This window comes from Hyalangium minutum (assembly GCF_000737315.1).
Classification (GTDB): domain Bacteria; phylum Myxococcota; class Myxococcia; order Myxococcales; family Myxococcaceae; genus Hyalangium; species Hyalangium minutum.
Genome location: NZ_JMCB01000003.1, coordinates 1,007,645 through 1,034,463, shown reverse-complemented (window position 1 = coordinate 1,034,463; position 26,819 = coordinate 1,007,645). Strand labels below are relative to the sequence as shown.

General features: G+C 67.1%; 25 protein-coding genes. 15 read left to right on the top strand and 10 right to left on the bottom strand.

The window, feature by feature from the left end; genetic code table 11:
• Position 1: 1 nt before the first annotated feature.
• From DB31_RS10760 to DB31_RS10745, 4 genes are all read right to left on the bottom strand, one after another.
• Positions 2-5,284, bottom strand: coding sequence for a trifunctional serine/threonine-protein kinase/ATP-binding protein/sensor histidine kinase (locus DB31_RS10760; RefSeq protein WP_044186261.1), 5,283 nt, complete (start codon positions 5,282-5,284; stop codon positions 2-4).
• A 146-nt stretch (positions 5,285-5,430) separates the two neighbouring features.
• Positions 5,431-6,234, bottom strand: coding sequence for a response regulator (locus DB31_RS10755; RefSeq protein ID WP_044185929.1), 804 nt, complete (start codon positions 6,232-6,234; stop codon positions 5,431-5,433).
• Positions 6,234-7,520 carry a sensor histidine kinase gene (locus DB31_RS10750; RefSeq protein ID WP_044185928.1) on the bottom strand — a complete coding sequence of 429 codons (1,287 nt, stop codon included), beginning with the start codon at positions 7,518-7,520 and terminating at the stop codon, positions 6,234-6,236. The genes DB31_RS10755 and DB31_RS10750 overlap by 1 nt, the downstream gene beginning before the upstream one ends.
• Positions 7,521-7,613: 93 nt before the next feature.
• Entirely contained in the window at positions 7,614-8,156 is a 543-nt protein-coding gene (locus DB31_RS10745) for a hypothetical protein (RefSeq protein WP_044185927.1), read from the bottom strand.
• A gap of 132 nt (positions 8,157-8,288) precedes the next feature.
• Here DB31_RS10745 and DB31_RS10740 point away from each other — a divergent pair, with 132 nt between their 5' ends.
• The 8 genes from DB31_RS10740 (at position 8,289) to DB31_RS10705 (ending at position 12,990) form a co-directional block, all read left to right on the top strand.
• Positions 8,289-9,020, top strand: a complete 732-nt coding sequence (locus tag DB31_RS10740; RefSeq protein WP_044185926.1) for a HesA/MoeB/ThiF family protein — start codon at positions 8,289-8,291, stop codon at positions 9,018-9,020.
• Positions 9,008-9,247 (top strand): sulfurtransferase TusA family protein, encoded by a 240-nt coding sequence (locus tag DB31_RS10735; RefSeq protein WP_044185925.1) that lies wholly within the window; start codon positions 9,008-9,010, stop codon positions 9,245-9,247. Before DB31_RS10740 ends, DB31_RS10735 begins: the two co-directional genes overlap by 13 nt.
• A gap of 3 nt (positions 9,248-9,250) precedes the next feature.
• Positions 9,251-9,871 carry a HesA/MoeB/ThiF family protein gene (locus tag DB31_RS10730; RefSeq protein WP_205628486.1) on the top strand — a complete coding sequence of 207 codons (621 nt, stop codon included), beginning with the start codon at positions 9,251-9,253 and terminating at the stop codon, positions 9,869-9,871.
• A gap of 4 nt (positions 9,872-9,875) precedes the next feature.
• The gene (locus DB31_RS10725; RefSeq protein ID WP_044185924.1) at positions 9,876-10,328 is read left to right on the top strand and encodes a M67 family metallopeptidase; all 453 of its coding nucleotides are present in this window, start codon (positions 9,876-9,878) and stop codon (positions 10,326-10,328) included.
• Positions 10,329-10,502: 174 nt separating this feature from the next.
• Positions 10,503-11,261 (top strand): adenylyl-sulfate kinase, encoded by a 759-nt coding sequence (cysC, locus tag DB31_RS10720; protein WP_044185922.1) that lies wholly within the window; start codon positions 10,503-10,505, stop codon positions 11,259-11,261.
• 95 nt (positions 11,262-11,356) lie between these two features.
• Positions 11,357-12,247, top strand: coding sequence for an ATP-dependent sacrificial sulfur transferase LarE (larE, locus tag DB31_RS10715; RefSeq protein WP_044185919.1), 891 nt, complete (start codon positions 11,357-11,359; stop codon positions 12,245-12,247).
• A gap of 7 nt (positions 12,248-12,254) precedes the next feature.
• Entirely contained in the window at positions 12,255-12,764 is a 510-nt protein-coding gene (locus DB31_RS10710) for a hypothetical protein (RefSeq protein WP_044185917.1), read from the top strand.
• A gap of 61 nt (positions 12,765-12,825) precedes the next feature.
• On the top strand, positions 12,826-12,990 hold the full coding sequence (locus DB31_RS10705) for a ribbon-helix-helix domain-containing protein (protein WP_075305960.1): 165 nt from the start codon (positions 12,826-12,828) through the stop codon (positions 12,988-12,990).
• 6 nt (positions 12,991-12,996) lie between these two features.
• On the opposite strand, the gene DB31_RS10700 is transcribed toward DB31_RS10705, so the two are convergent.
• On the bottom strand, positions 12,997-13,839 hold the full coding sequence (locus DB31_RS10700) for a tRNA pseudouridine synthase A (RefSeq protein ID WP_044185913.1): 843 nt from the start codon (positions 13,837-13,839) through the stop codon (positions 12,997-12,999).
• Between the two features lie 67 nt (positions 13,840-13,906).
• On the opposite strand from DB31_RS10700, the gene DB31_RS10695 reads away from it, so the two are divergent.
• The 5 genes from DB31_RS10695 (at position 13,907) to DB31_RS10675 (ending at position 18,710) form a co-directional block, all read left to right on the top strand.
• Entirely contained in the window at positions 13,907-14,818 is a 912-nt protein-coding gene (locus DB31_RS10695) for an AgmX/PglI C-terminal domain-containing protein (RefSeq protein ID WP_205628485.1), read from the top strand.
• 69 nt (positions 14,819-14,887) lie between these two features.
• Entirely contained in the window at positions 14,888-15,520 is a 633-nt protein-coding gene (locus DB31_RS10690) for a hypothetical protein (RefSeq protein ID WP_044185910.1), read from the top strand.
• 197 nt (positions 15,521-15,717) lie between these two features.
• Entirely contained in the window at positions 15,718-16,998 is a 1,281-nt protein-coding gene (gene clpX / locus DB31_RS10685; RefSeq protein ID WP_044185907.1) for an ATP-dependent Clp protease ATP-binding subunit ClpX, read from the top strand.
• Positions 16,999-17,040: 42 nt separating this feature from the next.
• Entirely contained in the window at positions 17,041-18,147 is a 1,107-nt protein-coding gene (locus tag DB31_RS10680) for a hypothetical protein (RefSeq protein ID WP_044185905.1), read from the top strand.
• Positions 18,144-18,710: a hypothetical protein gene (locus tag DB31_RS10675; protein ID WP_044185903.1), complete on the top strand. Its 567-nt coding sequence runs from the start codon at positions 18,144-18,146 to the stop codon at positions 18,708-18,710. The genes DB31_RS10680 and DB31_RS10675 overlap by 4 nt, the downstream gene beginning before the upstream one ends.
• Here DB31_RS10675 and DB31_RS10670 read toward each other — a convergent pair whose 3' ends face one another.
• Both DB31_RS10670 and DB31_RS10665 read right to left on the bottom strand, forming a co-directional pair.
• Positions 18,711-19,055 (bottom strand): MGMT family protein, encoded by a 345-nt coding sequence (locus tag DB31_RS10670; protein ID WP_044185901.1) that lies wholly within the window; start codon positions 19,053-19,055, stop codon positions 18,711-18,713.
• A gap of 79 nt (positions 19,056-19,134) precedes the next feature.
• Positions 19,135-20,547, bottom strand: a complete 1,413-nt coding sequence (locus tag DB31_RS10665; RefSeq protein ID WP_044185899.1) for a clostripain-related cysteine peptidase — start codon at positions 20,545-20,547, stop codon at positions 19,135-19,137.
• Between the two features lie 160 nt (positions 20,548-20,707).
• Here DB31_RS10665 and DB31_RS10660 point away from each other — a divergent pair, with 160 nt between their 5' ends.
• Together DB31_RS10660 and DB31_RS10655 are read left to right on the top strand one after the other, a co-directional pair.
• Entirely contained in the window at positions 20,708-22,150 is a 1,443-nt protein-coding gene (locus DB31_RS10660) for a radical SAM protein (RefSeq protein ID WP_044185897.1), read from the top strand.
• Between the two features lie 19 nt (positions 22,151-22,169).
• Positions 22,170-23,405: a sterol desaturase family protein gene (locus DB31_RS10655; protein WP_044185895.1), complete on the top strand. Its 1,236-nt coding sequence runs from the start codon at positions 22,170-22,172 to the stop codon at positions 23,403-23,405.
• On the opposite strand, the gene DB31_RS48715 is transcribed toward DB31_RS10655, so the two are convergent.
• The 3 genes from DB31_RS48715 to DB31_RS10645 all read right to left on the bottom strand — a co-directional run bounded on the left by DB31_RS48715 (position 23,369) and on the right by DB31_RS10645 (position 26,816).
• Positions 23,369-24,574, bottom strand: coding sequence for a vWA domain-containing protein (locus tag DB31_RS48715; RefSeq protein WP_157231912.1), 1,206 nt, complete (start codon positions 24,572-24,574; stop codon positions 23,369-23,371). The genes DB31_RS10655 and DB31_RS48715 overlap by 37 nt on opposite strands.
• A gap of 224 nt (positions 24,575-24,798) precedes the next feature.
• Positions 24,799-25,524 (bottom strand): SDR family NAD(P)-dependent oxidoreductase, encoded by a 726-nt coding sequence (locus tag DB31_RS10650; RefSeq protein ID WP_044185894.1) that lies wholly within the window; start codon positions 25,522-25,524, stop codon positions 24,799-24,801.
• Positions 25,509-26,816 carry an aspartate aminotransferase family protein gene (locus tag DB31_RS10645; protein WP_052419859.1) on the bottom strand — a complete coding sequence of 436 codons (1,308 nt, stop codon included), beginning with the start codon at positions 26,814-26,816 and terminating at the stop codon, positions 25,509-25,511. The genes DB31_RS10650 and DB31_RS10645 overlap by 16 nt, the downstream gene beginning before the upstream one ends.
• Positions 26,817-26,819: the final 3 nt, after the last annotated feature.

Here is a 26,819-nt window from a genome sequence, read left to right as displayed (position 1 = left end):
CTCAGGAGGTGGGCTGCAGCTCCAGTGTAGCCGTGGCACCTTTGTCCGGGCCCTCGCTCTCCAACCGCAGGGTGCCGCCCATCATCCGCGCCGCCAGGGCGCTCGAGTGCAGCCCCAGGCCGTGCCCGCCCTTGCGGGTCGTGAAGCCTTGGGAGAAGAGCCGGTCGCGCACCTCGGGCGCGATGCCCATGCCGTTGTCCTGCACCTGGATGCGGAGGGTGTTGCCCACCTGCCCCAGCCGCACGTGCAGGGTGCGCTGGCCCTCGGGCAGCCCGGCCATGGCGTTTCTTGCGTTGCTGATCAGGTTGATGAGGATCTGCAGCACCTTGTGCTTGTCCAACCGGATCCGGGATGCCGGTGAGAACTCGCGGATGACGTGGATGCCGTGGCGCTTGAGCGCCGCCATCTGGATGCTGAGCGCATCCTCGAGCAGGCGGGCCGGGTCGCACTCCTCGGTCACGAGCGTGCTGCGGGCATACGTCTGCTGGAGTTGGACGATGTAGCGGATGTGCTCGATGTGCTTGCCCATGTCCGACATGCCGCCCTGCAGTCCCGCGTGCTCGCGGAGCAGCTCGTCGGTGAGCGCGGAGAGGTAGGCCGGCAGCCGCATGCCGCGCCGATCCTTCGTGAGGAAGTCCGCCAGGGTGTCCTGGTGCTCCGTGAGCAGATCGCAGGACTGCTTCAGCCGCCCCAGCCGGGAGGACCCCAGCGTCTGGTTCATCGTCTGGGCATTGATGATGGCGCTGGTCAGCACGTTGCCGATGTTGTGGAGCACATCGGTGGCGACCTCGGCCATGCCCGCCTGCCGGGCCGTCTCCACCAACTGGACCTGGGCCTGCTGAAGCTCCCGGGTGCGCTCCTCGACACGCTTCTCCAGCTCGTCGTTGGCCTGCCGCAGGGCCGCTTCGGCGCGCTGCACGTCCGCGTACAGCCGCGCGTTCTCCAGGGAGATGGCGGCCTGGGAGGCCAGGTGCTCCAGCAGCGCGCCGCGCGCCGGGGTGAAGGCGTGGGTGGCCAGGCGGTTCTCCAGGTAGAGCACCCCGCGGAGCTCCTCCTGGCGCAGCAGCGGCAGGCAGAGCACGGAGCGGACCTGGCCTCGCGCGATCCAGGGATCCGATGAGAAGGGGTGAGGCTGGGAGGCGTCGTCGATGAGCACCTGCTCGCGCGTGCGCCGCACATAGGAGATGAGCGTCCACGGCAGGGAAGCCTCGGGCGGCCCGGCGCCGGTGTCCTCGGGAGCCGTGCCCGAGACGGCTACAACTTCGAGGGCGCCGCCCCGGGGAAGCATCAGGGCTCCGCGCTGAGCACCGGCGCTCTCGAGGGCGACTCGCAGCAGCGTGTTCGCCAGCTGCTCGAGGACGATCTCCCCGGAGATGGCCTGCTGAGCCTTCACCACCGTGAGCGCGTCGAGCTGCGACGACTCCGTGTTGGTGGCGGTCTCCTCTCTGGTCCTCTCGCTGCTCAGGTGCGGCCACAGCTGGGACAGCTGCTTCGCCTTCCCGTTCGCACCCCAGTGCACGTAGGCCGCGCAGGCCTTGCGCGCGTAGGTGTCCGCGATCGTGGACATCTTCCGCTCGAACCAGAAGCGGGCCGCGAGCTCACAGGAGAGGGCTACGTACTGGATGAGGCAGTGCTCGCTTGCCACCTGGTGCGCTTCCTCGTAGGCGCGGAAGGCCTCGGGCTCGCGGCCCGTGACGCGCGCCAGCTCCGCGAAGGCCAGCCGCTCGGGGGCGAGGAAGTTCTCCGGGCAGTAGCTCGCCCATTCCGCGAGCTGTCCGTGGTGCCGCTGGAGCTCCTGGAGCGCAGGGCCTCGCTCCTCGGTGGGCAGGGTGTCGAGGCACGCGGCCAGGGTCAGCGCGCGGAACAGGTGAAGGTCCAGCAACTGGATGTGGCCGAGCGAGGACCAGGCCAGCGCGTCCGCCTTGTCCCCGGCCTCTCGCGCCTCCGCGTAGGCGCCGGACATGAAGCGCGCCTGCATCTTGATGATCCAGTACCAGCACCGCATGGTGCTCATGCGGTCCGGCGTCAGCCCGGCCTCGAAGGACGTCTCATCGAAGTCCTCGCCGCTCAAGGAGCCGAACACGGGAGCGAGCCCGCGCAGTTGCTGCACGTAGCGCTGGGTGTTGTGGATGACGTGCTGCACGTCGCGGTAGCCCGCCCTGCGGGCGAAGTCCATGCGCGCCACCGACTCCTGGTGGACCTCCTCCAGCTCGTGTCCCATGCTCAGGCGGTTGGTGACGATGTGGTTGCAGCAGTAGCAGGCGACCTGGAAGTCCCCCGCCTTGAGCGCGTGCTGGAACGCCTCGCGGATGAGCTCCTGCGAGAGAGCCATGGGCCGCGTCCAGTAGCTGATGATCTCCAGACTGTAGAGCGCCTTGCCTCGCGAGGCGGTGAAGCCGTGCCGCTCGACGAGGTCGCACGCCAGCTTTCCGAACGCGTAGCCCTCCCGGTACTGCTTGAAGGCGGGGGCCAGCACCACGCCGTACCAGGCGTAGCCGTGCACTGCAGCGCTGCTGTTGCCGTGGCGGAGGCTGAGCAAGACCAGCCGGCACAGGTGGAGGATGAGCAGGTTCTTGTCGGTGAAGAACGAGGGGGTGAACAGCGCGGCGAGGATGTTGAGCACTGCCTCCATGTCTGGATCCGACAGGAGCGGCAGCTCGAGGAGGCTCTCGATGGGGCGCGATCCCAGCAAGGCCCGGACCTCGTCGTTCGCGGCCTCTACCTCTGCCCAGGAGGGGTGGGGGGACATGGGCATGCCGAACCGCTCCAGACACTCCAGGAGACAGCCGATGGAGGCCTGGATCTCGCCAGCGGCCAGGTGCAGATCGCTCATCAAGCGGTAGACGGCAGCGATCTCCACCCGGGTACGAGCCCGGTGCCGCAGCGCCTCCACGAGCTGGCGGGCCTGAACGGTGTTGCCGCTCATGAACTCGCAGCTCGCCTGATCCAGCTGGAGCTTGAAGGCCAGCTCGGGGTCCGTCTCCCAGGGGTTTCCTGGCAGAAGCTGGAAGGCCATGGCCAGGTAGGAGACCGCCGAGCGGAACGCGGTGGCCGCCTGCGCCTTCTTTCCGGCCTCGGCGTTCAAGCGCGCCACGCGGTGGCGCTCCTGCGGATCGGTGATCAGCTCCGCGCCGGTGTTGAGCTGGCCCACCACATCGAAGAGGTTCGCCTGCACCTCGTCCGGAGACAGGCTGGCCAGCAGCAGGCGGCCGATGCGCAGGTGCACCGCTTTGCGCTCCTCGGGCGGGATGAGGGCATGGGCCGCCTGTTGGATGCGGTCATGGAGGAAGCGGTACTGCTCCGGGCCGGTGCGCGAGACCAGTCCCTCCTGGAGCGCGGGATCCAGGCCCTGCTCCACCTCGGTGGCGTCCTCCAGGTTGGAGATGACGCGCAGGATTCGCTCGGAGAATGCGTTGCCTACGCACGCGGCCAGCCGGAGCTGGTGCTGTGTGCCCAGGGGGAGCTGGCGCAGCTTGCGGACCATGAAGTCCACGACGTTGTCGGAGTAGCCCTTGGCGCGGGCGCCGTCGGCATCCCAGTGCCAAGTGCCCTCGGGGGTGCGCACCAGCAGGCCGTCCTGGTGGAGCGTCTGTAGGAACTGGAGGAGGAAGAAGGGGTTGCCCCCGGTCTTCTCCAGGGCCAGCGCCGCCAACGGCCGGACGGTCTCCGGGCCCGCACCGGGCAGTGTGTCGGTGATGAGCCGCTGGACATCCGCGAGGCTCAGCGGCTCGAGCTGCAGGTCCGTCATGGCCGCGCCGGCCTTGCGCAGCTCCACGAGCGTGAGAGACAGCGGGTGCGAGGGGCTCACCTCGTTGTCCCGGTAGGCGCCGATCAGCAGCACGGGCGGCGTCTCGGGGTGTGTGAGCAGGTGCTGGAGCAACTGGAGGCTGGCCCGATCGGCCCACTGGAGATCATCCAAGAAGACGACGAGCGGGTGCTCGGGCGAGGCGAAGACGCCGAGGAACCGGCGGAACACGCGGTTGAAGCGGTGCGTGGCCTCGGAGGGGGAGAGCTCTGGGACAGGTGGCTGCGGCCCCGCGACAAGCTCCAGCTGCGGCACCACCTCCACGACGACGCGGCCCTGGCCCTCCCACGCCTCGAGCAGGCGCTCGCGCCAGCGCGCCAGCTCCGTGTCCGTGCCCGAGAGCAGCTGTTGCGTCAGCCCGCGGATGGCCTGAGCCAGGGTGGAGTAGGGGATGTCCTGCTGGAGTTGGTCGAACTTGCCGCTGAGGAAGAAGCCGCGCTGGCGCACCACCGGCTTGTGCAGCTCGTGCACCACCGCGGACTTGCCGATGCCCGAGTAGCCGCGCACCAGGATGAGCTCGGAGCGGCCACCGCGGGCCACGCGCTCGAAGCCTTGGAGCAGGGCGGCCGCGTGGGCGTCGCGCCCGTAGAGCCGCTGCGGAAGCTGGAAGCGCGTGGGCACGTCATAGAGGCCCAGAGGGAAGTCCTCGCAAGCGCCCCGGCGCAGTCCCTCCAGGCACCGCTCCAGATCGGCCTTCAGCCCCTCGGCGCTCTGGTAGCGCTCCTCGGCGACCTTGGCCAGCAGCTTCAGGACGATGGCGGAGACGGTGGGGGGCAGCCCCTTTACCCGCTCATGGGGAGGCGGAGGCGCCAGGGCCATGTGAGCGTGGAACCACTCGAGCGCGTCCTTGCCGTAAAAGGGGCGGCCGCCGGTGAGCAGCTCGTAGAGGGTGATGCCCAGCGAGTACAGATCCGTGCGGTAGTCCACCGCCCGGTTCATGCGCCCGGTCTGCTCTGGGGACATGTACGGCAGGGTTCCCTCGATGAGGTGCGAGTGGAGCGCATCCACGTGCTCCACGAGCTGGAGGCTGGCGCTTCCAAAGTCGATGAGGCGCGTCTCGCCCGATGCCGTGACGATGATGTTCGCGGGCTTGAGGTCCTTGTGGATGACGCCACGGCGGTGAATCTCGGCGAGCGTGGAGGCCAGGGAGCTGCCCAGCCTCAGGGCCCTCGCTACCTCGAAGGGCTTGCCCGTCTCATCGGACAGCGGCGTGCCCGCGACCTCTTCCAACAGCAGCACGGGGCGCTCCCTGAGTTGCTCGCACGCGATGACACGGGGCACGCCGCGCACGTCCTGGAGCCGCTGCAGGATGGCGAACTCCCGCCGGTAGCGCTCTCGCTCGCGCGGGCCCACGGCGGTGGCTGTGGGCGTCTTGAGGATGACGTGAAGTCCATCCGCGTCGCGGACCGAGTGAAACAGCAGGTTGGTACCGGTGGTCTTGAGTGCTCCTCGGAGGGTGTAGCCAGGAATGGGGAGCATGGGATTCAGGACGGAGCCGGGAGCCGCGCGATACACTCGGCTCAACCGCCACGGGTGCTGTCTGAATCCGAACGAGCCTCAGACGGCTCCTCCTCGTAGAAGCGCGCTGGCAAGCGCCTTCATCTCCGGTGCCCCATGCCGGCTGGCTACACGGAGATGAGGCCCTTGCGGATGCCCTCGGTGACGGCCTCCACGCGGTTGGTGACCTCGAGCTTCCGGTAGATGTGCTCCAGGTGCGTGCGGATGGTCGCCTTGCTCAGGTTCAGGAGCTTGGCGGCCTCGCTGTTCGACACGCCCTTGGCGATCAGCTGGAGGATCTCCTTCTCCCGGTCCGACAGCGGCTTGAGCTGGGGCTCGTCCGAAGCGCCTCCGGCCGGGTGGGCCTCCACCTCGGTCGGGGGTTCCGCCTCCAGCATGGGAGCGGCCGCTGCAGTGGCCTGGGGCGCAGGAGGCGGAGGCGCCGCGGGCACCGGCGTGGCATCCGGATCCACCCGGAAGTGCCGCAGCAGGCGGCGCGCCAGGTTCGGCTGGATGACCGTGCCGCCCGCGCGCACCTCCTTGATGGCCTCGATGATCTTGTCCACCGTGGCGCCCTTGAGCAGGTACCCGGAGGCGCCGGCCTTCACGGCCTCGAGGACTTTGTCCTCCTCGTCGAAGATCGTGAAGATGAGGATCTCCACCTTCGGGAAGCTGGCCTTCACCGCCCGCGTCACGTCGATGCCGCTCATGCGCGGCAGCCCCAGGTCCAGCAGGAGCACGTCGGGCATCAGCTTGGGCACCTCTTCCATCGCGGCCTCGCCCGACAGCGCGGTGCCGATGATCTCGATGTCCGCGTGGCCCTCCAGCAGCCGCAGCTGGTTCTTCAGGATCTTGGTCTGGTCCTCGACCACGAAGACGCGGATGGGGGCGGTGGGCGTCGTCGGCTGGGGATCCACAGGGTCTCCGGTCATCACGAGGGGTTGCAGGGAAGAGAGAAGGACACCATCGCACCGGCGCCCGGGGCCGAGTCCACGATGATCTCGCCGCCGAGCTTCATCGCGCGCTCGCGCATGTTCAACAGGCCGTAGTGGCCGCGCGGCGTCTTCTTCGGATCGAAGCCCTTGCCGTCATCGCGCACCGTCAGGTGCACCCGGGCCTCGCCGAAGTCCAGTTTCACCGTCACCACCTTGGCCTGCGCGTGCTTGGCGGCGTTGGACAGGCCCTCCTGGAGGATGCGGAACAGGGCCAGCTGCGCGTCGGGCGACAGCTTCTTCGGCGTCCCCGAGCGCTCGAACCGGATGTCCATCTGGGTGCGGTCCCGGAACGTCTTGGCGTAGTCCTCCAGGCCCTGTGTCAGCTCGAAGTCCTCGCGCATCATCCGCAGGTTGCGGCGCAGCTCGTCGATGGACTCCTCCGCCGAGGCCTTCAGCTCGAGGATCTCGTCGCGCAGCGGGCCGTCCTTCGCCAGCCCGAGGATGTACTCGGACTGGATGATCATCGACGAGAGCGAGGCGCCCAGGCCGTCGTGGATCTCGCGCGCCATGCGGTTGCGCTCCTCCACCACCGCCAGCTCCTTGAGATCGCCCTGGAGCTCCACCACCTCGCGGTGGGCCGCGGCCTCGCGCTCGTTCAGGTACACCACCACGTAGACGATGATGAAGTTGAGCGCCGAGTACCACAGCAGCGTCAGCAGCTCGATCGCCGTGACGGAGCGGTTGAGCAGCAGGTCCAGGCGCGTCGTCACCGGCAGCGCCAGCAGCGGCGGCAGGATGGACAGCGGCTTGGGGTAGAGGATGGCGAACAGGGTGGTGAACAGCAGCTGCGTGGCCAGCAGCGGGCTCTGGAGACCGCCGCCCACCTGTGGCTTGGCGATCAGCACGACCATGATGATGAGGTCGAGGCAGAGCGTCAGGTACGTCACCCAGCGGCCCGCCTTGGGGTGATCGATGACCAGGAAGTTGGCGACGCTGTAGAGCAGCATCGCGAAGTACCCGGCGAAGGCCACCGGCCCGTTCAGCCCGAAGTATCCCGACCACGTGGGCACCGCGAGGATGAGCAGGCCCAGGGTGAGGAACATCATGCGCGCGTAGAACAGCGCGCGGGCCCGGGCGACGAAGCGATCCTGCTCCCACGACGCGGCGGCCTGCTCGGCGGACACGCTGTCCGTGAGCTTGCGTCGCTGGAGCACCGTGCGCACGCGGGCGCGCAGATCGTTTGCGGGTTTCTCCTCGTCGGAGGCGGCGTGCGTCTCGGTCACGGCGGGCAGCTTAAGGGAGCAACCGGGTTTCCGGGAATCCCAACCCGCCGCATGCCTCCCCGGAGCCCGAGGAGGCACACTGGGCCTCCAGGGCTACTTCTTCTTCTCGGGGATGCCCTTCTTGTTCTGCGGTGTGCTCTGGGCCGCGGTGGTGCAGGCCTTCTTGGCCTCGGGCTGGCGCTCGTAGACGTAGTCGAGGCGCTCGCGGGCCTCGCCGGTCATCTCGTTGAAGATGGGGGAGCCGCCCGCGTACATGGTGCCCTCATCGTGGCCGTACCGGTCCAGCTTCTTGCCCTTCAACCACGTGTCGATGCAGGCCTCTTGCGCCTGCTTCTCGGCTGGGGTCAGCGTCGCGGCGTAAGAGCTGCCGGCCGAGGCCTTGCCCGCCGAGGAGCCGGCCCCCGCACCCAAGCCCTGGGCCGGGGTGGGGGAGACGGTGGCAGAGCCCGCGTCGTCCTGGGAGCCCGCGTCCTTCTGGAGGGTGTCCACACCGGCCTGGACGGTGTTTCCCGGTGCTTGCGCATCGGCTGCGGGGGTGGAGGCATCCTCCGAGTCCCGGGTCTCGCCAGCACTGCGGCAGGCGGAGGTCATCAGGAGGGAGAGCGAAAGGACGAGCGCGCCGGTCAGCTTTTTCATATGTCCTGGCAGTTCAGCCTCTGAGGCTGGGCGGTGAAGCGGTGAAGTGTGCTACCGAGGGTGGGACGTCGCGGCGCCGGAGGATATTCGTTCGGCCCTCCCTGGGAAGCTTCTGACGCGGAGGAGTGTCACGTGAGCCGCCTTTTCGAGGCGCGAGTGCTGGTGGTGGGGGCGGGAGGGCTGGGGTGTCCAGCCTCGCTCGCCCTGGCGCATGCGGGGGTGGGGCACCTCACGCTGGCGGATCCGGACCGGGTGGATGTGACGAACCTCCATCGCCAGCTCTGGCACCGCACCTCGGACGTGGGCCGGCTCAAGGCGGAGTCCGCCGTGGCGGGCCTGAGGCGCGCCTTCCCGGACCTGAGCACCGAGGCCATTCCCGAGCGCGTGAACGTGGACAACGCCGAGGCACTCTTCCGCGCGCATGACGTCGTCATCGACGCCACCGATGGCACGGCCACCAAGTTCTTCTTGTCCGATGTGGCGGTGCTCACCGGGGTGCCGCTGATCTACGGCGGCGTGCTCCGCATGCAGGGGCAGGCCTTCAGAATCGATCCGGATGGCCCGTGCCTGCGCTGCCTCTACGAGGCTCCGCCTCCGCCGGATGCCGTGCCCACCTGCGCGCAGGCGGGAGTGCTCGGCTCCATGGCAGGGCTCGTGGGCTCACTTCAGGCCTTGCTCGCACTCGAGCGGCTCTCGGGGGCGGCAGGGCTCGCGCGGGGCGATGCGCGGCTGCATCTCATCGATGGGGCCACACTCACGAGCCGGATGGTGCGCGTGCAGCGGTCGCCGGACTGCTCTGCCTGTGCTCCGGGCCGGACGCCCCAGCTCGTTGCTCCCGAGGAGGCCGCGCAATGCACGACGTGACGGCGACGCTCGACATCACCCGTGAGGTCTGCCCGATGACCTACGTGCGCACCAAGCTCAAGCTGGAGTCGCTCGGGTCTGGCGCGGTGCTGGAGGTGTTCCTCAAAGGCTCCGAGCCGCTGAAGAACGTTCCTCGCAGTGCTCGCGAGGAGGGGCACGAGGTGCTCGCACTCGAGCCCCGGCCCGATGGCACTCACCGGCTGTTGCTGCGGAAGCAGGGGAGGTGAGCGGTGGCGCTGAGTGAAGATCAGATCCTTCGCTACTCGCGGCAGATCCTCCTGAAGGATGTGGGCGGCCGAGGCCAGGAGGCACTGCTGGAGGCGGGAGCGCGGCTCGAAGGCGCCGGTCCCGCCGGGCTCACGGCTGCGGCCTACCTCGCGGCGGGCGGCACTCCGGTGGTGACCACGGACGCCAAGGTGGGGCCCGCTTCCGTGGGCTTCCTGGTCGTGGATGCCGACATTGGGCACCCTGCCTCCGAGGTGCTGGCCCGCGTGCTCCCGGAGGTGAATCCGGATGCGGCGACGCCTCGCCCGGGAGGCCGGATCGCTGAGCTGCCCGCGGCCTGGAGTGGTGAGGCCCCGTGGGTGGCGCTCGGAGGCGACGGCACGCGTGGCGCGGTGGTCTTCCGCGGGAGCCAGGGATGCGTCTGGTGCTTCGGAGAGACCGTCCGGACCTTGGGAGCCGCACCCAATGGAGTGCTCGGCGTGGCGCTCGGCACGTTGGGGGCGCTGGTGTTCCAGCGGCTCCGGCTCGGAATGGGGCCGGAGCTGGGCGGCAAGTGGCTCGTGGCCCCCGGACAGTGGGTGGATCTGGAGCTCCGGCGCTGTGCCAAGTGCCGTGAGTCCCTGTAATTCCATGTGGGAGGAATGCCTATCGGAGATCCTCCGACATCTGGAGGGAACCTACCCCCAGGAAGGCTGCGGCGTGATCCTGCGGGCGGGCCTGGAAGGCCCCTGGCGAGTCCAGCCCCTGCCCAACGCCTATGATCGACACCACGCGGCCGACCCTGTGCGCTTTCCTCGCACCTCGCGCACCGCCTACCTCTTCGAGCCCAGGGACTGGCTCGCGCTTTTAAAGGAAGCCGACGCGCGAGGTGAGTCCGTGGAGTGTGTGTTCCACTCTCACGTGAATGGAATCGCGGACTTCTCGACCGAGGACAGGGCCCAGGCCTTGGCTTCCGGGCAACCGCTACTTCCAGGCGTATCCTACCTGGTGGTGGCGGTGGTTGCCGGGCGTGCGTCCGAGGCGAGGCTTTTTCGATGGGTTGAGGGAGAATTTCGCGACCGTCCGGTTACGTTCCTACCGTAATTCAACGAAAACCCTAATAGGAGCAGGCACTTGGCCGGTTGGCTCCCCCACCTGCGGAAAGGTGTGTGTCAATTGTCAAGCGCGGGGGTTTTCGTCTATAAGGCGCGCGTCTGTTGATCTGCCGCGCACACACGGAGCGCTCAACCGCTTCGAGCGCAGGGAGTGAGCACCTCTATGCCCAGCACGACTGGTTTTACGCTCTGGCTGACCGGCATGCACGGTACCGGTAAGAGCACGTACGCCGCCTACATTGCCGCACGTCTGCGACAGGTGGGGCGCAATGTGGAGATCCTCGACGAGGGAGAGCTGGGCGATGACCTCTGGCAGGGCCTGGGGGACAGCAAGGAGGAGCGCTCCGTCACCGTGCGGCGCCTGGGCTTCGTGGCCCAGTTGCTGACCCGCAACAACGTGGCGGTCATCGTTCCCTCGGTCAGCCCCTACAAGACCGTCCGCGAGGAGAACCGCCGCGTGATCAGCAAGTACGTGGAGGTCTACGTCGACTGCCCCACCGAGAAGCTGATCGAGCGCGACACCACGGGCAAGTACAAGAAGGCGCTCAGTGGCGAGATCCCCAACTTCATCGGCATCACCGAGCCGTACGAGCCGCCCACCTCGCCTGAGGTGACGATCCACTCCGACACGGAGAGCGTCGAGGACGGCGCGATGAAGATCTTCCAGTCGCTGCTGGACCTGAGCCTGGTGACGCCGGAGGAGCTGAAGGTCATCACCGGCAAGAAGATGAAGGCCAACCCGCTGCCGAAGAAGGCGCGGCAGGCCGAGGCGGCCCCGGCCGAGCCCAAGGCCGAGCCCAAGGCCAAGGGCGAGGCGAAGGCGGCGGCCCCGAAGGGCGCCAAGGCCCGGCCCGCCACCCGCGCGGCTCGCGTGGCCAAGCCGGCGGCGGCTGCCAAGAAGAGCGCCAAGCGCAGCAAGTAGTCCCAGCGCCCTGCACTGAGCAGGCAGGGCTGACAGGAACTCAGGGCCCCCGGGTTGCGCGTGCAATCGGGGGCCCTTTCCTTTAGGAGAGCGCCATGCTGAGCCCCGAGCAGATCCAGGCCCTGTGTGACAGCTCCCGACCCAAGCTGGAGGCCATGCGCGCGGCTCTCCGCGCCCACGGCACCGCGCTGGTGGCGTTCTCGGGCGGGGTGGACTCCACCTTCGTGCTGAAGATCGCCGTGGAGGAGCTGGGCGAGCGGGCGCTGGCCATCACGGCCCTGTCGGCCTCGGTGGCCCCCGAGGAAGAGCAGGAGGCGCGCGAGCTGGCTCAGAAGATCGGCGCCCGGCACGAGGTGGTGACGAGCAACGAGCTGGCCAACCCCCAGTACGCCGCCAATCCCACCAACCGCTGCTACTTCTGCAAGACGGAGCTGTACGACTTGTGCGAGGCCCGCCGCCAGCAGCTCGGGTACGCGGTGGTGCTCGACGGGTTCAACGCGGACGACTTCAAGGATCACCGCCCGGGGCACAAGGCCGCCAAGGAGCACCAGGTGCAGTCGCCTTTGGCGCAGGCCGGGCTGACCAAGGACGAGATCCGCGCCTGGAGCCAGCAGCTCGGGCTGCCCACCTGGGACAAGCCGCAGATGGCGTGCCTGGCCTCGCGCATTCCGTACGGCACCTCGGTGACGCGCGAGCGGCTGTTCCAGATCGCCGCGGCCGAGTCCGAGATGCGCCGCCTGGGCTTCCGCCAGTTCCGCGTGCGCTACCACCAGGAGGTGGCCCGCCTGGAGCTGGCCTCCGAGGAGTACGAGCGCTTCTTCTCCGGCGACGTGCGCGAGCGCATCAACACCGCGCTCAAGGCGATCGGCTTCAAGTTCGTGGCGCTGGACCTCGAGCCGTTCCGCTCGGGCCGGATGAACGAGGCGGCCGGGGTGACGAAGCCCGCCCAGCCGTCTCAGGGGTTCTCGCTGCCCGTGGTGAGCTGATCCCCGCGTGAGGCCGCTGCTCCTCGTGATCCTGCTGCTCGCGGTGCCCACGGTGGCGCGCGCCCAGTCCTACGAGGAGCACCGCGCCGTGAGCCTCCTGGCCGGACCGGGGCTCGGCTACACCACCACGCTGAGCGGCGATCGGGCGGTGACGGGACCCGGCGTGCTCTTCGACGTGGGCGGCAGCCTCACCGTGGGCTACGACCAGGACGAGGTGTTCCTCCTGGCTCGCGCCGGCCTGGGCGAAGCGGGGAAGGGTGGGGTGCTGCTCGGCGGCTTCCGCAGCATCTTCGGCCGCGAGGAGTGGCAGACCTTCTTCGACGTGGGCGCTGCCGTGAGGCTGTTTTCTGGGACGTGGGCAGGGCCTCGCCTAGGGTTCGGCGTGCGTCGCACGCTGTCGGATCAGCTCTCCTTCTATGGAGGGCTCGGACTGTCGCTCGGGTTCGGATCCGGCATGCGCGTGGACGCCGAGGCATTCACCGGCCTCCAGTGGAGCTTCCCGATCGGATCACGGTGACTTTTCTTGCGATCAGGAAGTGCTGTGAGATGGTGTGTGCACCTGTATGGAGGTTCCGCACTTGGACACCAATCCCCGTCTCACCTCGGTGGTCTTCCGTCTCTCCCGCGAGAAGCTCGATGCGCTGAAGGATCTGTCGCGCAGCACGCGCATCCGTCAGAGCGAGTACCTGCGCGAGGCGATCTCGGATCTGCTGGCGAAGTATGAGGAGCGGCTCGTCGACTGACGGGCGTCACCCCTCCGGCGCGCCGAGAAAGGGAGGCCCCTCCGGGAGACCGGGGGGCGCGGCCCGCTCGGCGGGGGTGAACGGATCGAGCTTCGCCGGGTAGCGCACTTCCCAGAGCACCAGCCCCGAGGCCTCCGCCTTGAGCCCGGGGATGCGCTCTCCCTGCTCCAGCGCCGCACGCCACTGCTCCTCGGGGAGCTGTCCCGCGGCGGTGAGCAGCGCCGAGCCCACCAGGTAGCGCACCTGGTAGCGCGCGAAGGCATCTCCCCGAAGGATCACCTCGAACAGCCCACCGCCCAGCGCATGCAGGGTGGCGGACTCCAGCGTGCGCAGCTTGCGCGGGCTGGAGTTCTCGTGGAACGCGGAGAACTCCCGCTGGCCCTCGGCCATTCTCAGCAGTTCCGAGAACCGCTCCGGAGTGATGTCATGCGGAGCGAGCCGGGGCTCTGCCGCTACTTCCATCACATAGGGCCGCCACTCGGGCGCCACAGTGCCGGCCAACTGGACCCGGTACCGGTACGTCTTTCCCTCCGCGCTCCACTGGGCGTGGAAGGACGGGTGGGGCTTCCGGGCCACACACAGCCCCAAGTCCGGGGGCAGGTGGGCAGGGAGGCGAGCAGCGAGCGCCTCGGCCGAGTCCCCGGCCTCCAACCTCAGGCTGACCCCCTGCATCCGAGCGTGTACGCCGCGATCGGTGCGCCCGGAAGGCATGACGGCCGCAGGGACACCCACCTCTCTCAGCGCGTTCTCCAGGGATTCTTGGACGGTCGGCCCCTGGGCCTGGCGCTGGAACCCTCGGAAGGTTCCTCCGAGGTACCAGATCCAGAGGGCGACGGGAGTGCGGGGCAAGGGAGGCTCAGGTGGGAGGTGGGAGGCCGTTGCGATGTGGATCGCGGACAAGGATACTTCGGCCCCAATGTTGGCCGCGCAAGAGCTGGATCCCGAGCTGAGTGAGCAGCAGTGGTTGTTCCGTCAGGGCGATCTCGTCCTGGGCCCGATGACCGGGCAGCAGCTCGTGGAGAAGCTGTTCACGGGCGAGATGACCGGGGACACGCTGATTGCCCCTCCGGGCGAGCGGGACTTCGTGCGCATCGCGGACGTGGACGCCTTCAAGGTCCACGTGGCGCGGGCCGTCGCCAAGGCGCGTGTGGACGCGGATGTCCGTGCCGAGCGCCAGCGCACGATGCGCTACCGGCTGATCGCCGGTGGCGTCGGCGCGGCCGTGACGGTGGCCCTGGCCATTGGCGCGTGGCAGGTGGCGCGCTGGGCGGCGGTGCACGGGCCGGGCGGTGAAGAGGACGAGTACGCGGGCATCTCCGTGGACCTGCCCACCATCGCCGTGGCCCAGGCGCGCAAGGACGACCAGGAGCTCTTCGCGTACCCGTCCTCGAGCCCGCGCCCGCCGGACAAGGTGGCCAGTGCGGAGACGAAGCCCAAGCCCTCGGGCACGCCGAACACGTCGCCCACGGTGCCCGCCGCGGCGGTGGCCACGAAGAAGCCCGGCGGCAGCGTCTCCACCGAGCCGGACGGCCTGCAGATGAGCACCGAGTTCGATCAGGCCTCGATCAACAAGGTGGTCAGCAGCAACCAGAAGACGCTCTTCCGCTGCCTCAAAGAGGAGGCCGCACGCCGTCCGGGCTTCGCTGCGAAGATCCCGATCGAGTTCGTCATCGGCAACGACGGCCGGGTCTCCAAGCTCTGGGTGGATCACCCGCAGCTCAAGCAGGGCCCGCTCTACGAGTGCTTCCTGGGCGAGCTGAAGAAGTGGCCCTTCAAGCCCTACAAAGGCGAGCTGGCGTCGGTGAACCTGTCGTTCAAGGTTGGTTAGTGGCCGACTGGCGGGCAGTGGGGCGGTTTTGCTTTCCCTGCCCCAGCGCCTGAGCGATACAGCGCCGCCATGCCTACCGCAGTTGAAGCCGATCTCCAGAAGAAGGCTCAGTCCGTTCCTCCGGGTTCCTTCCGCCACGTCGTGCTGTCGGCGGCCAAGCGCTTCAAGTCCACCTGGGCCGAGCTGGGCAAGCTGCTCGTCCAGGTTCGCGACGAGGCGAAGTTCGAGGAGTGGGGCTACGAGTCCTTCGAGGCCTACTGCCTCAAGGAGCTCCACATCCGGAAGAATACGGCCCTCAAGCTCACGCGCTCCTTCAGCTTCCTGGCCAAGCACGAGCCCCCGGAGGTGTTGAAGGACGAGGAGTTCCCCCAGCGCGCCCCCGCCTTCGAAGTGGTGGAGGTGTTGGCGGACGCGGCGGACCGGGGTCAGCTTTCACCCTCCGAGTACCGTTCACTGCGCGACAGCATCTGGAACCCGGAGAAGCCCACCAACGAGCTGAAGAAGGAATTCACGGAGCGCTTCCCCCGGCCCGCTCCGGAGCCCCCGGCGGAGGACGTCGCGCTGCGTCGTCTGGCGCAGGCGGCCCGGAAGCTCGCCAGCGAGCTTTCGGGCTCTCGGAAGGTGCCGAAGGCCATTGCTGAGCGGGCAGCCGCCCTGGCGGATGATGTCGAGGAACTCGCGGCGAGCGTGACGAATGGCTGAGCGACTGTTATCGAACGCTCACCCGCGTCAGGGATGTGGGTGCCACAATTAGGTGGCGTTGGACTTCCTGTGAATCAGGCGGGGGCCTATATTTTGTTGAGGGACGGCTGTTCGAGACGTGGGCAGCCGGTCGAGAGGGTGTGTGGCGGTGATGTAGGCTCCGGGGAACCGGGGTCCGGCGAACTCGGAGGCTGGCAGTGAAGAAGGAGCACCACGTCAATCTGTCCTGTTCGTTCTGCGGCAAGTCGCAGCGCGAGGTCCGCAAGCTCATCGCGGGCCCGACGGTCTATATCTGCGACGAATGCATCAAGCTGTGTAACGACATCATCGCGGACGAGAACGAGCGCGAGGAGGGCAAGCCGCAGGTCAGCTTGCCGACGCCTACGGAGATCAAGGCGTTCCTCGACGACTACGTGATCGGTCAAGACCTGGCGAAGAAGGTCCTCGCGGTGGCGGTGTACAACCACTACAAGCGCATCTACCAGAAGAAGGGAGCGGCGCGGCCTCGGCCCGGGGTGAAGTCCACGGGCAACGAGGATGTGGAGCTGAGCAAGAGCAACATCCTGCTCATCGGCCCCACGGGCAGCGGCAAGACGCTGCTGGCCCAGTCCCTGGCGCGCTTCCTCAACGTTCCGTTCACCATCGCCGACGCCACCAGCCTCACCGAGGCCGGCTATGTGGGTGAGGACGTCGAGAACATCATCCAGAACCTGCTCCACAACGCCGACTACGACGTGGAGAAGGCCTCGCGCGGCATCGTCTATATCGACGAGATCGACAAGATCGCGCGCAAGGGCGACACGCCGAGCGCCACCCGCGACGTGGGCGGCGAGGGCGTGCAGCAGGCGCTCCTCAAGATCATCGAGGGCACCCGGGCCAACGTCACGCCGCGCGGCGGGAAGAAGTACAACCAGCAGGAGTACGTCCAGGTCGACACGACGAACATCCTGTTCATCTGCGGCGGCGCGTTCCACGGCATCGACGGCATCATCAAGCGCCGCGTGGGTGAGAAGGGCCTGGGCTTCGGAGCGCGAATCACCCACCGCGAGGAGCGCAGCGTGGGTGAGCTGCTGGCCATGGTGGAGCCGGAGGATCTGATGAAGTTCGGGATGATCCCCGAGTTCATCGGCCGTCTGCCGGTGGTGGCCACGCTCAACGATCTCAAGGAGGACGATCTCGTCACGATCCTCACGCAGCCGAAGAACGCTCTGATCAAGCAGTACCAGAAGCTCTTCGAGATCGAGAAAGTGAAGCTGACCTTCTCGAAGGAGTCGCTGCGGGCGATCGCGCGGGAGGCCATGCGCCGCAACTCGGGAGCGCGCGGCCTGCGCGCCATCCTCGAGGACGCGATGCTGGACATCATGTACGACGTCCCGTTCCGCGAGGGCGTGAAGGAGTGCAAGATCACCGAGCAGGTGATCACCAAGCACGAGGCTCCGCAGATCGTGCTGGAGAAGATGGAGAAGAAGACGGCCTAGTCCGTGTGTCTCCCACCGTGGAGCTATACTCCGCGGTGGGTCATGGCCGGACAGGGTTGGATTTCGAGCGCCCGTTACGACGGGTTTTTCTTCTTTGGCACCGCGCTGCTGGCGGTGCTGGCGGGCGTGTTGGTGCTCGCCGCCCCGGTCCTCGTCGTCCCGGTGTGGTGGCTGTGGCTGGGCCTGGTGGACGGGCCCCACTTCGCCGCCACCTGGGTGCGGACCTATCTGGATCCCCATGAGCGCCGTGCCCGAGCGCGCTTGCTGGCAGGCAGCCTCGTGTTCTGGCTGCCCGGCATCCTGGCGCTGGGGCTGAACGAGCTGCTCGGCTCGCCCGCGCCGTTCGAGGCCTTCCTGGGGCTGTCGGCGCTGTGGGCCATCCACCACGCGGTGCGCCAGCACTTCGGGATCATGTCCATCTACCAACGGCTCAGTGGGGCCACGGAGCAGGCCCGCAAGCAGGACTGGGCGTTCCTGCACGGGACGCTGTGGCTGATGTTCGTCGTGTACCTGCTCGTGTTCCCCGTGAACCGGACGATTCTGGGGCTGGCGGCCGAGGCAGGGCCTCAGGAGCAGTGGGCGGTGAGGGCGCTGGCGGCCACGTCCGTGGCGGCCGTGCTGGGCTACTCGGGGCTGCTTGCGTTGCGCTGGCGCCGAGGTGAGGCGATCCGTCCCGGGCTGTACGCACTGGTGGTGGCGGTGGGGACGGCGGCCTTCGGCTACTTCGTCGTCGGCGCCTTCGAGCCCCTGGTGCCGAGCCCCTCCAACACCGAGCAGCTCTCCTTCGCGGTGGTGGCTGTGAGCGGCTCGCTGCATGGCCTGCAGTACCTGGGCATCATCTTCGCCACGGGCCGGCGCCGCTACGGTGCGAGCACGGAGCGCTCGCTGGTCGCGCGCCTGGGCCGGGCGCCGCTGCTCACCTACGGGGCCCTGGTGGCGGTGTCGTTCTTCTATCTCCTCGTCAACGCGTGCCGCGGGGTGGCGCCGGACGTCGCGTTCTTCCCCTTCGACTCCAATGCGGCGCGGTTCTTCCTCGCGCTCTACTGGGGCGGAGCGCTGCACCACTACTACCTGGATCAGAAGATCTGGCACCCACGGCGCGACCCCGTGCTGCGCCGTGAGCTGGGCATGGCGGACGCGTCCCCATGAAGCCGCCTCCTCCGTGGGCGATGGGGCTGGCCCTGGTGGGGGCGCTCGCGCTGCACACCGCCTCGAAGGACGCGGCCCACGTGCAGGAGATGCTCTGGCTGTGCCACGTGGCCACGGCCGTCATGGCCATCGGGCTCCTGGCGGGGTGGCATCGCGTGATGGCCGGAGGCTTCATCCTTCACGTGGGTTTTGGCACCGTGGGCTGGCTGCTCGATGTGGCGGCGACACATGACACCACGGTGAGCTCGGTGCTGGTGCACCTGCTGCCGCTCGCGGCGGGAGTGATCGAGGTGCGGCGCAAGGGGTGGCCGCGAGGCGTGGTGCTGCCCTCGTGGCTCTTCTACTCGCTGTGGGTGCTGTCCTGTCACTGGACCACGGACCCGGCGATCAACGTGAACATGGCGCACGGGGCGTGGGGGCCGATTGAGCACTGGATGGGCGGGGTCTGGCTGTCGGGAGCGATCAACTCGGCGATCCTGCTGGTCACCTTCTTCGCGGCGGACGTGGTGCTGCGCCGGCTGACCCGCTCCCGGAGCGTCGCGCTCCACTCCGCTCCCAGCTGATCAGCGCTTCGCCTTCACGCGGAACACCTCGCCGCGCTGCTGTACCTCGACGCCCTCGGCGCGCAGGCGGCGGGCCTGCTCGTGGGCTACGGGAGGCGCGAGGACTCCTCCGGCGCGAGTGACGCGCCACCACGGCACGCCCCCGCCACCTTGCAGCAGCTTCAGCTCATGCCCCACGCCTCGTGCTGCTCCGGGCCGCCCCGCGTAGAGCGCCACCTGCGAGTACGAGCGCACCTCGCCTCGGGGGATGGCGCGCACTGCCTTCATGACCGCCTCGGTGAAGGGGACGGGAGCGCTCTTGGCGGCGGTGGGGCGGGAGCCGGTCTTCTTCGCGCGGAGAGCCATGGGCGCGGGACTCTACCCCCGCAAATGCGCGCGGCGGCCCAGGAAGATTCCCGAACCGCCGCGCGACTTGTGTCAGGCATCAGCTCACGCGCGTGGCGTTGTAGGTCTTGATGACGTTGTTCCAGTGGCTGTTGAGCCACGCGGAACCGGTCTGCTTGTATTGGGCATCCACGCCGCCCTTCGGAGCGTAGATGGTGAGGCCCGTCTGGGCAGTCCACTTCGAGTCGGCGCCCTTGGCGCTCTTGGCCGTGGTCGTCTGGGCCAGCTCGGCCACGAGCTGATCCGCGGCGGCCTTCAGGGCGGTGTCCTTGGTGCTGTTGGAGACGCGCTTGGCGAAGTCGCCCAGGTCCATCTGGTCCGCGTCATCCATGCGCAGGGACTTGTCGTAGGCCTGGCGGATCGTCTTGTCCTGCAGGCCGCCCGCCTTCACGAGCGCGTCGCTGAAGGAGTTCAGCTTGCTGTTGAGCCCGTCCAGCTTGGACAGGTCCGTCACCGACATGGTGACGTTGTCGCGGGGGCCCGCGGCGTAGGACTCCTGAATGGCCTTGGACATCTGCTCGGCGGTGACGGGCTCCTTGCCCGCGAACAGCTTGTTCATGCGGCCGAGCAGATCCTTGTAGTCCCAGCCGGTGCCGGGCTCGAGCTCCTCGCTGCCCACCAGGTAGTCCGCGCCGGCCGCCTTGGCGGTGTCGGCAACCTCGACGGTGGCCATCAGGCACGCGTCGGCGGCGACCACGTCGATCTTCTGGGGCAGACCGGAGAGCGCCTTCTGGAGCTCAGGCATGTCGATGCTGCTGTTGGGGTTGTCGTCATAGGAGACGCCCTTCCAGCCGTTGCCGTGATCCCACAGGTCCACCATGTAGTGCTTGGACTCGGTGTTGCGCTGCACGTAGTCGAGCGCGGCGCGGAGCACCTCGGGGCTGCCGGAGTCGATCTCGCCCTTGGCCAGCATCTTGCCGAGGTCCGAGCTCGGGTCCACGGCGATCTCTTTCGAGGTGAGCTTGCTGGAGTTGTTCGGATCGCGCGTCACGTACATGAGCCGGGAGCTGGTGTTCCAGCCGTCCGCGTCCTTGCGCGTGCCGCCGTCGACCAGGGCGATCATGTTCAGCTTGCCCTCGATGGAGCCGCCACCGGCCTCCATCTCGTTGAGGTCGTCCTTGCCGAAGTCCTCGAGGTTGTTGTCGGCGTTGAGGTGGACGAACACGGTCCAGTCGGCGGCCGGGATGTCCTTGGGGCTGATGGTGTTGGCGGCCGGGGTGGCGGGGGTGCCCGGCTTCGGCGTGGCCAGGGCCTGCGAGGCCGAGTCACCGGTCAGCAGGTTCTTGCTGGGCTGCCGGGAGCGGCTGGCGGGAGACTCAAATCCATCCGTGGGCTTCGGTACCAGCTCGTTGGAGCGAGAGGGCGGGAGCGCCTTGGTCGTCGGCGTGGAGCTCGAAGGAGAGGTGGAGGAGGAGCGCTGTGCGGCGTTCGAGGAAGGATTTTGTACTCTCATGTAGGTATTATCGGCAGATCGCGGAGCGAGTTGCGTACGTGAGCCAAAAAGATTCGAGGGCTATCAAAACCTAAGAGCCCGGGTAGGGATCAAGGCGCACTCTAAGGATGGGCTCATGAAGCGCAGCTGGAGCCGCGAGCGCCAGAGATAGTCTGTGCCCATGGCGGATGCTCAGCTGCGGACGACGACGGGCCTGTGCGATCGGTGCTTCCGCAGCGTGGAGGCCACGCTCTGGCGGAGCAACGGTCAGGTCGTGATGCGCAAGAGGTGCCCGGAGCACGGCGCGTCCGAGGCGCTGATCTCCTCGAATGCGGACTGGTACGAGTCGATCATGCAGGAGGCGCCAGCGCTGCAGGCTCCGGTGGCGCTGAAGCAGGTGTCACAGGGATGCCCGTACGACTGTGGCCCGTGTACGCGGCACGAGCAGAAGGTGCAGCTGCCGATCGTGCCGATCTCGTCGGCGTGCAACCTGGACTGCCCCATCTGCTACACGCACAACCGGAACGCGGGCGCGTACCACATGTCCGAGGAGCAGTTGCGTGCCATCCTGGGGCACTTGCGGCGGGCGGCGCCGGACAAGCGGATCATCAACCTGACGGGCGGGGAGCCTACGCAGCACCCGGCGTTCGAGCGGCTGGTGGAGCTGTGCCGCGAGGAGGGGATCCACCGGATCACGGTGTCCACGCACGGGCTGCGGTTCCTGAAGGACGAGTACCTGCTGGAGCGGCTGGCGCAGTTGGAGGCGCGGGTCATCCTCTCGTTTGACTCGTTCAAGCCCGAGACGAACAAGCAGATGCTGGGCGGGCGGCTGCTGGAGTCGAAGCTGAAGGTGCTGCAGCTGCTGGAGAAGCACGCGGTGGACACGACGCTGCTGCCGGTGCTGGCGCGGGGGTACAACGACTCGGAGGTGGGCGACTTCGTGAAGCTGGGCCTGGAGAAGGACTTCATCCGGAGCGTGGAGCTCCACACGATGACGTTCACGGGGCAGGGCGGGACGAAGTTCGATCGGAAGGCGCGGTACACGCCCTATGACGTGCTGGTGGACCTGGAGCAGCAGACAGGGGGGCAGCTTCGGGTGACGGACTTCGTGCCGTCGCCGGCGGCGCACCCGCTCTGCTACCAGGTGACATATCTGCTGAAGCTGGGGGACGGGCGGTGGCTGCCGTATCCGCGGTTCATGGACCGGGCGGACCTGCGGGCGATGCTGGGCGGGATGCTGTACCTGGAGCCGAGCGCGGAGATGGAGCAGCGGCTGCAGGATGTGATCAACCGCCTCTGGTCCGGGGAGCTGGCGTGTGAGGACTCCGGAGCGGTGCTGGCGACGCTGAAGGATCTGGTGGGGCGGCTGATGGCGCCAGGGGTGAGTGCAGCCGAGCGGCTGAAGTTGGCGGAGCGAAGCTCGAAGGCGATCTACCTGCACTCGCACATGGATGAGGAGACGTTCGATACCGATCGAATCCGCCAGTGCTGCGTGGGGATCCGGGAGCCAGATGGGAGCAACATCCCATCGTGCGCGTATAACGTGCTGTACCGGAACCGGGACGGGCGCTTCCAGCAGCGGCCGGCGCCTTCGCTGACCACGTTGGGGCCTGGGCGGCTCTGACCGAACGCAGGAGGGCCGGATGGATACGAACGACTACTACGCGCTGATCGTTCCGGTGTTCTTCCTGTTGATGGGGCTCGAGGCCTGGGGGCTGCGGCGCCGGGGGCTGCGGGCGTACGTGCTGCCGGACACGCTGGCGAACCTGTCGTGCGGGATGGGGCAGGTGCTGGTGGGGATCTTCACGGGAGGGTTCTTGCTGGCGCTGTACGACGGATTCCAGCGGACGTTCGCGGTGGTGCGGTGGGAGGAGGGCTCGCCAGTGCCGTGGGTGCTGGCGTTCGTGGGAGTGGACTTCTGCTACTACTGGTTCCACCGGGGCTCGCACGCGGTGGCGGGGCTGTGGGCGATCCACGAGGTGCACCATCAGAGCGAGGAGATGAACTTCTCGGTGGCGGTCCGGCAGCCGTGGATCTCGGACATCAGTGCGCTGCTGTTCTTCTGGCCGCTGCCGCTGTTGGGCGTGCCGATGGAGAAGTTCTTCCTGGCGGTGGGGTGCTTGTCGCTCTACGAGGCGATGCAGCACACGCGGCTCATCCAGCGAACGGGGGCGTGGGGCTGGGTGTTCAACACGCCCGCGTACCACCGGGTGCACCACGGGAAGGACGCGGAGTACCTGGATCGGAACTTCGGCTCGACGCTGATCCTCTGGGACCGGCTGTTCGGCACGTTCCAGCCGGAGACGCATGAGCCGGCGTACGGAACGAGACGTGCGCTGGCGAGCTGGAACCCTCTCTGGGCGCAGTTCCAGCCGTTCGTCGAGCTGGTGCGGCGGGCGGGGCGGGCACGGAACTGGCGAGACGCAGTGAAGATGTGGCTCTTGCCGCCGGGCTGGCGCGCCCCGGGCGAGGTGGAGGAACCGGATCCCTCCACGAGGCCAAGCAAGGATGTCCCCCGATGGCTGGCGATCTACGCCGTGCTGCAGTTCCTGCTGTTGGCGGTGCTAGGCAGTGCGCTCCAGTGGCTGGGCGGAGGCGTAGGGATGGCGGGCTCTGCGGTGATCGTTGGCTTGGTATTGTGGGGCACGGGGACCATCGGTGCCTTGTTCGAAGGGAAGCCGTGGGCTCTCAGGCTTGAGTTGCTGAGGTTGCTCCTCTCTGCAAACTTGGCAATTCTGGCTACGATGAGCCTAAAGGCCGTATGGCTCGCGCCCACCGCTGGGTGCTTTTTGAGCAGCGGCGGTGCGCTCTTTTTTTTCTCCTCTCGCGCTACGCCGCTGAATCAAGAGCCAGAAGCATCCGACCACTCGCAGGCCTGAGCTGCGTTCAAATTGCAAGGGGTCTCGGACGTGGGATCAACAAACTGACTTGCGTCATAGCTGAACGACATCTGACCTTCCTGATACTGAGGATGGCTGATGCGCAAGATGGCGCCAATCTTGGCTTGCCCGCGACGGTTTGAGCACATGCTGAACTGGTAATATTTATTCGCCTTGGCAGCGGCTTTTTCTGCAAAGCGGCGGAAGGCGTCGCCTAGCAGGTCGAATTTATCCGAGAGAAACAAGCCATTCGGCGAAGCGACCTGTTCAAGTAAGTCATTGTCTAGGTCGTCGTCTTCTTTGGCTACACCCGCGACGAGAACGGTGTTGTTTGTGTTGGCCTTGAATGCATCGGCTGAGACGATAGCAGTTCCCTTCGTAGAGGTATAATCACTGCCAGCAGCGACTTCATCCTTCCCATCCGTAAAGACAATCAGGGTCTTTACCAGCACGGAAGGTAGGGGGCCGCCGGGGGCAGGAGTTCCCTTGCCAATGTTTTGGATGGTATCCAACGAGATTCTAAGCGCATCATGCAGAGCTGTTGACGTTCCGGCTCTTGCTATCGTGGGAGTCGAAGTCGGCTCCATCGACTTCAGCATCGCATCACGATCTTTAAGCCACTCGGCTTTCCACTCGTCCGTTGATGCGTAGTAGTTGCGGTCAAGCCGTTGGAGGCGCTCCGGAGAAAACCCATGAATGGGCTCAATCTTGGTGCGATCTCCATAGAATTTGTAAATCCCGATGATGTGGCGAGCATCATCTATATTTTGGAGGAACTGCCTTACAGCATCTTTAATCTTGTTTTCGGTGTTCGATTGTTCGTCATAGATGCTGCCTGAGCCATCGATTAGAATTAAGGTCTTCAGGGCGACGTTTTGTGGCTTCTGAATAAGGCTCGGCTGGCTTTCTTTGCCCGTTGTATTGCCGCCGTCGTCCACCGCCAGTTTGACTTCGCCTTGAAGTTCTTGGAGATCGGTGATTGGTTCAAATACACGTCTCCCCTCGTCCACTTCGTCGATGTACTCGGCCTTAAATACCAACGAGAATCCATTGGGCGCGAAATTACGCGGCTTGCCGCCAGTGCAAAGGTTTTTTACTGCCATTTCAGGTTTGCTGCAGCCTGTTGAGGCTGCTAAATATAGGCAAGCAAGTGCAACGTGGAATTTCATGACGCCCCCTGGAGAATTCGCCAGAGGCATCTATCGCATTTTGAGCGCATTAGTCAAGGTAACGCAAGGTCCATGCAAGCCGTGCTTTCCCCAAAAAAATGATGATAATCAGTATCTGGATGTGCAGGTATTGCCTTTTGATCGGGTGCTGAGTTTGTGTCCTCAAGGAGCAGTGCGCCACGGGTTTGATTCGCACCGGAACCATCATGTTCCGCTGGTAGGAGTCAGATACCGCCGTTCACGGGCAACACTTTGCCGTTCATGTACGTGTTCTCGAGCGCGAGCCACAGGATGGCCTTTGCTGCCTCCTCGGGACGGCCGAGGCGGCGGAGCGCGCTGAAGCCTTTGTAGTCACTCACGAGCTTCTCGCCGACTTCGCGCGACAGGCCGCTCTCCAGAAGCCCCAGTGCTACCACGTTGATGCGCACGCCTTTGGGGCCCAGTTCTTTGGCCAGGGCCATCGCCATGGCGGACAGGGCTCCCTGGGATGCCGCGAAGTGCACGGGCGAGGGCGCTGACTGCGTCCGGTCTAGCGCTCCCACCAACACGAAGTGGCCCTCACCGGCCTGTGCCATCGCAGGCGCCAGTTCCTGGCAAGCGATGAAGGCGGACTGGCAGTTCACCGCCATCGCCTTGGACCACTTCTCGTCAGTGATGTCCGCGAGCGAGGCGCCTTGGTTTACTCCCGCGCAGTGGATGAACAGGCTGGGGACGAAGCCCTCTTCTCGCAGGACTCGAAGTGCTGCGCGCGTCGCTGCGGCGTCCGAGAGATCCACCTGCACCGGGCGCATCGAGAGTTCGCTCGCCAGGGCGTGCGCCCGCTCGCGGGACTGGTTCCAGGTGAAGGCTGTGGGAACGTTCGCGCGAGCCAGGCCCCGGAGGACATGCTCACCCACCGAGCCTGTGCCTCCGAACACCAGCGCCTTGGGAGGATTCAGTCGAGATTGCACAGGAACTCCAGTTCCTCCCGGGCAACCCGGGTGAAGGTGGCCAGCGCTTCCTCCGCGATGGTGAAGCGCGGCTGCAGCCGCAGCACGCTCCAGTCGTGTCCACAGACGAAACAGAAATAACCGCGCTTATACAGCCGGTGGCACAGCAGCAGTCCCACGGTGGGCCGGTGCGCCAGGTCCTCCATGCCGAAGTGCTCGAAGGACAGCCACGGGTGCTCCGTCGGCTTCAGCACGATGCCCGCGACCAGTCCCTCGCCTCGGATCTCCTCGAAGAGGGGCAGCGACCCCAGCGCTTCCGTGAGCCCGGCTCGGAAGCTGGCTCCCACGTCTCGAACGCGCTCGATAAGGGAGTCCGTCAACAGGTCCAACGCCGCATGCGCCGCGACGCACACCATCGCGCTCCCGCTGAAGGTGCAGTTGTGGGCCTCGGCTGTCTCGAAGTTCTTCCCGTACGCGGTCTCGAACAGGTCGCGCCGGGTCAGCATCGCCGAGATCGGCAGGAGCCCTCCGCCGAGGTGCTTCGCCAGCAGCACGCACTCGGGACGGCGCGGCCAGCGCTCACTCGCGAGGAATCGGCCAGTGCGCCCCAGGCCTGTCTGCACCTCGTCGGCCACGAGGAATGTGCCGTGTCGCTGGGTCAGCTCGCACAGCGCATCGATGTACGTGGGTGACAGGGGCCGCACGCCACCTTCGAGCTGGATGGGCTCCACCACCACCGCAGCCACATCTTTCTGAGCGAGGGCCTTCGAGAGCGCGTCGATGTCTCCGAAGGGCAGGGGACCCACTCCTGGCAGGTGCGGCTCGAAGGGGTCCCGGAACGTCCCGGGCATCATCAGCCCGCAGCTCCCCATCGTGCAGCCGTGGTAGGCGCGATCGAGCGAAAGCACCCGTGGCCTGCGCGTCACGGCCCGCGCCAGCTTGAGTGCCGCCTCCACGGCCTCGCTGCCCGAGCTCGCGAAGAAGGCATTGGAGTAGTGCCCCGTGCGCTCGCACAGGCGCCGCGCCAGGCTCCCCGCGTACGGGTTGACGCGCGATGGGAACCAGGAGGGCGAGTCCGTGTCCAGGAACTCGCGCACCGCCGCCGCGATCGTGGGGTTGCGGTGCCCGAAGGCCTGAGTGCCGTGGAAGTCCTCGATGAGGTGGCCCTCGGCGTCCTCCAGGCGGCCCTCTTGGGCGTGCACGACGCGCAGGGGCTCCCCGGCGACCTCGGCGCGCAGGGCGATGAGCGGGTTGACGAACTCGCGGAAGTCCTCGAACCCCCGCCGCAGGATGTCCTCGACTCGGGTCGTCATTCC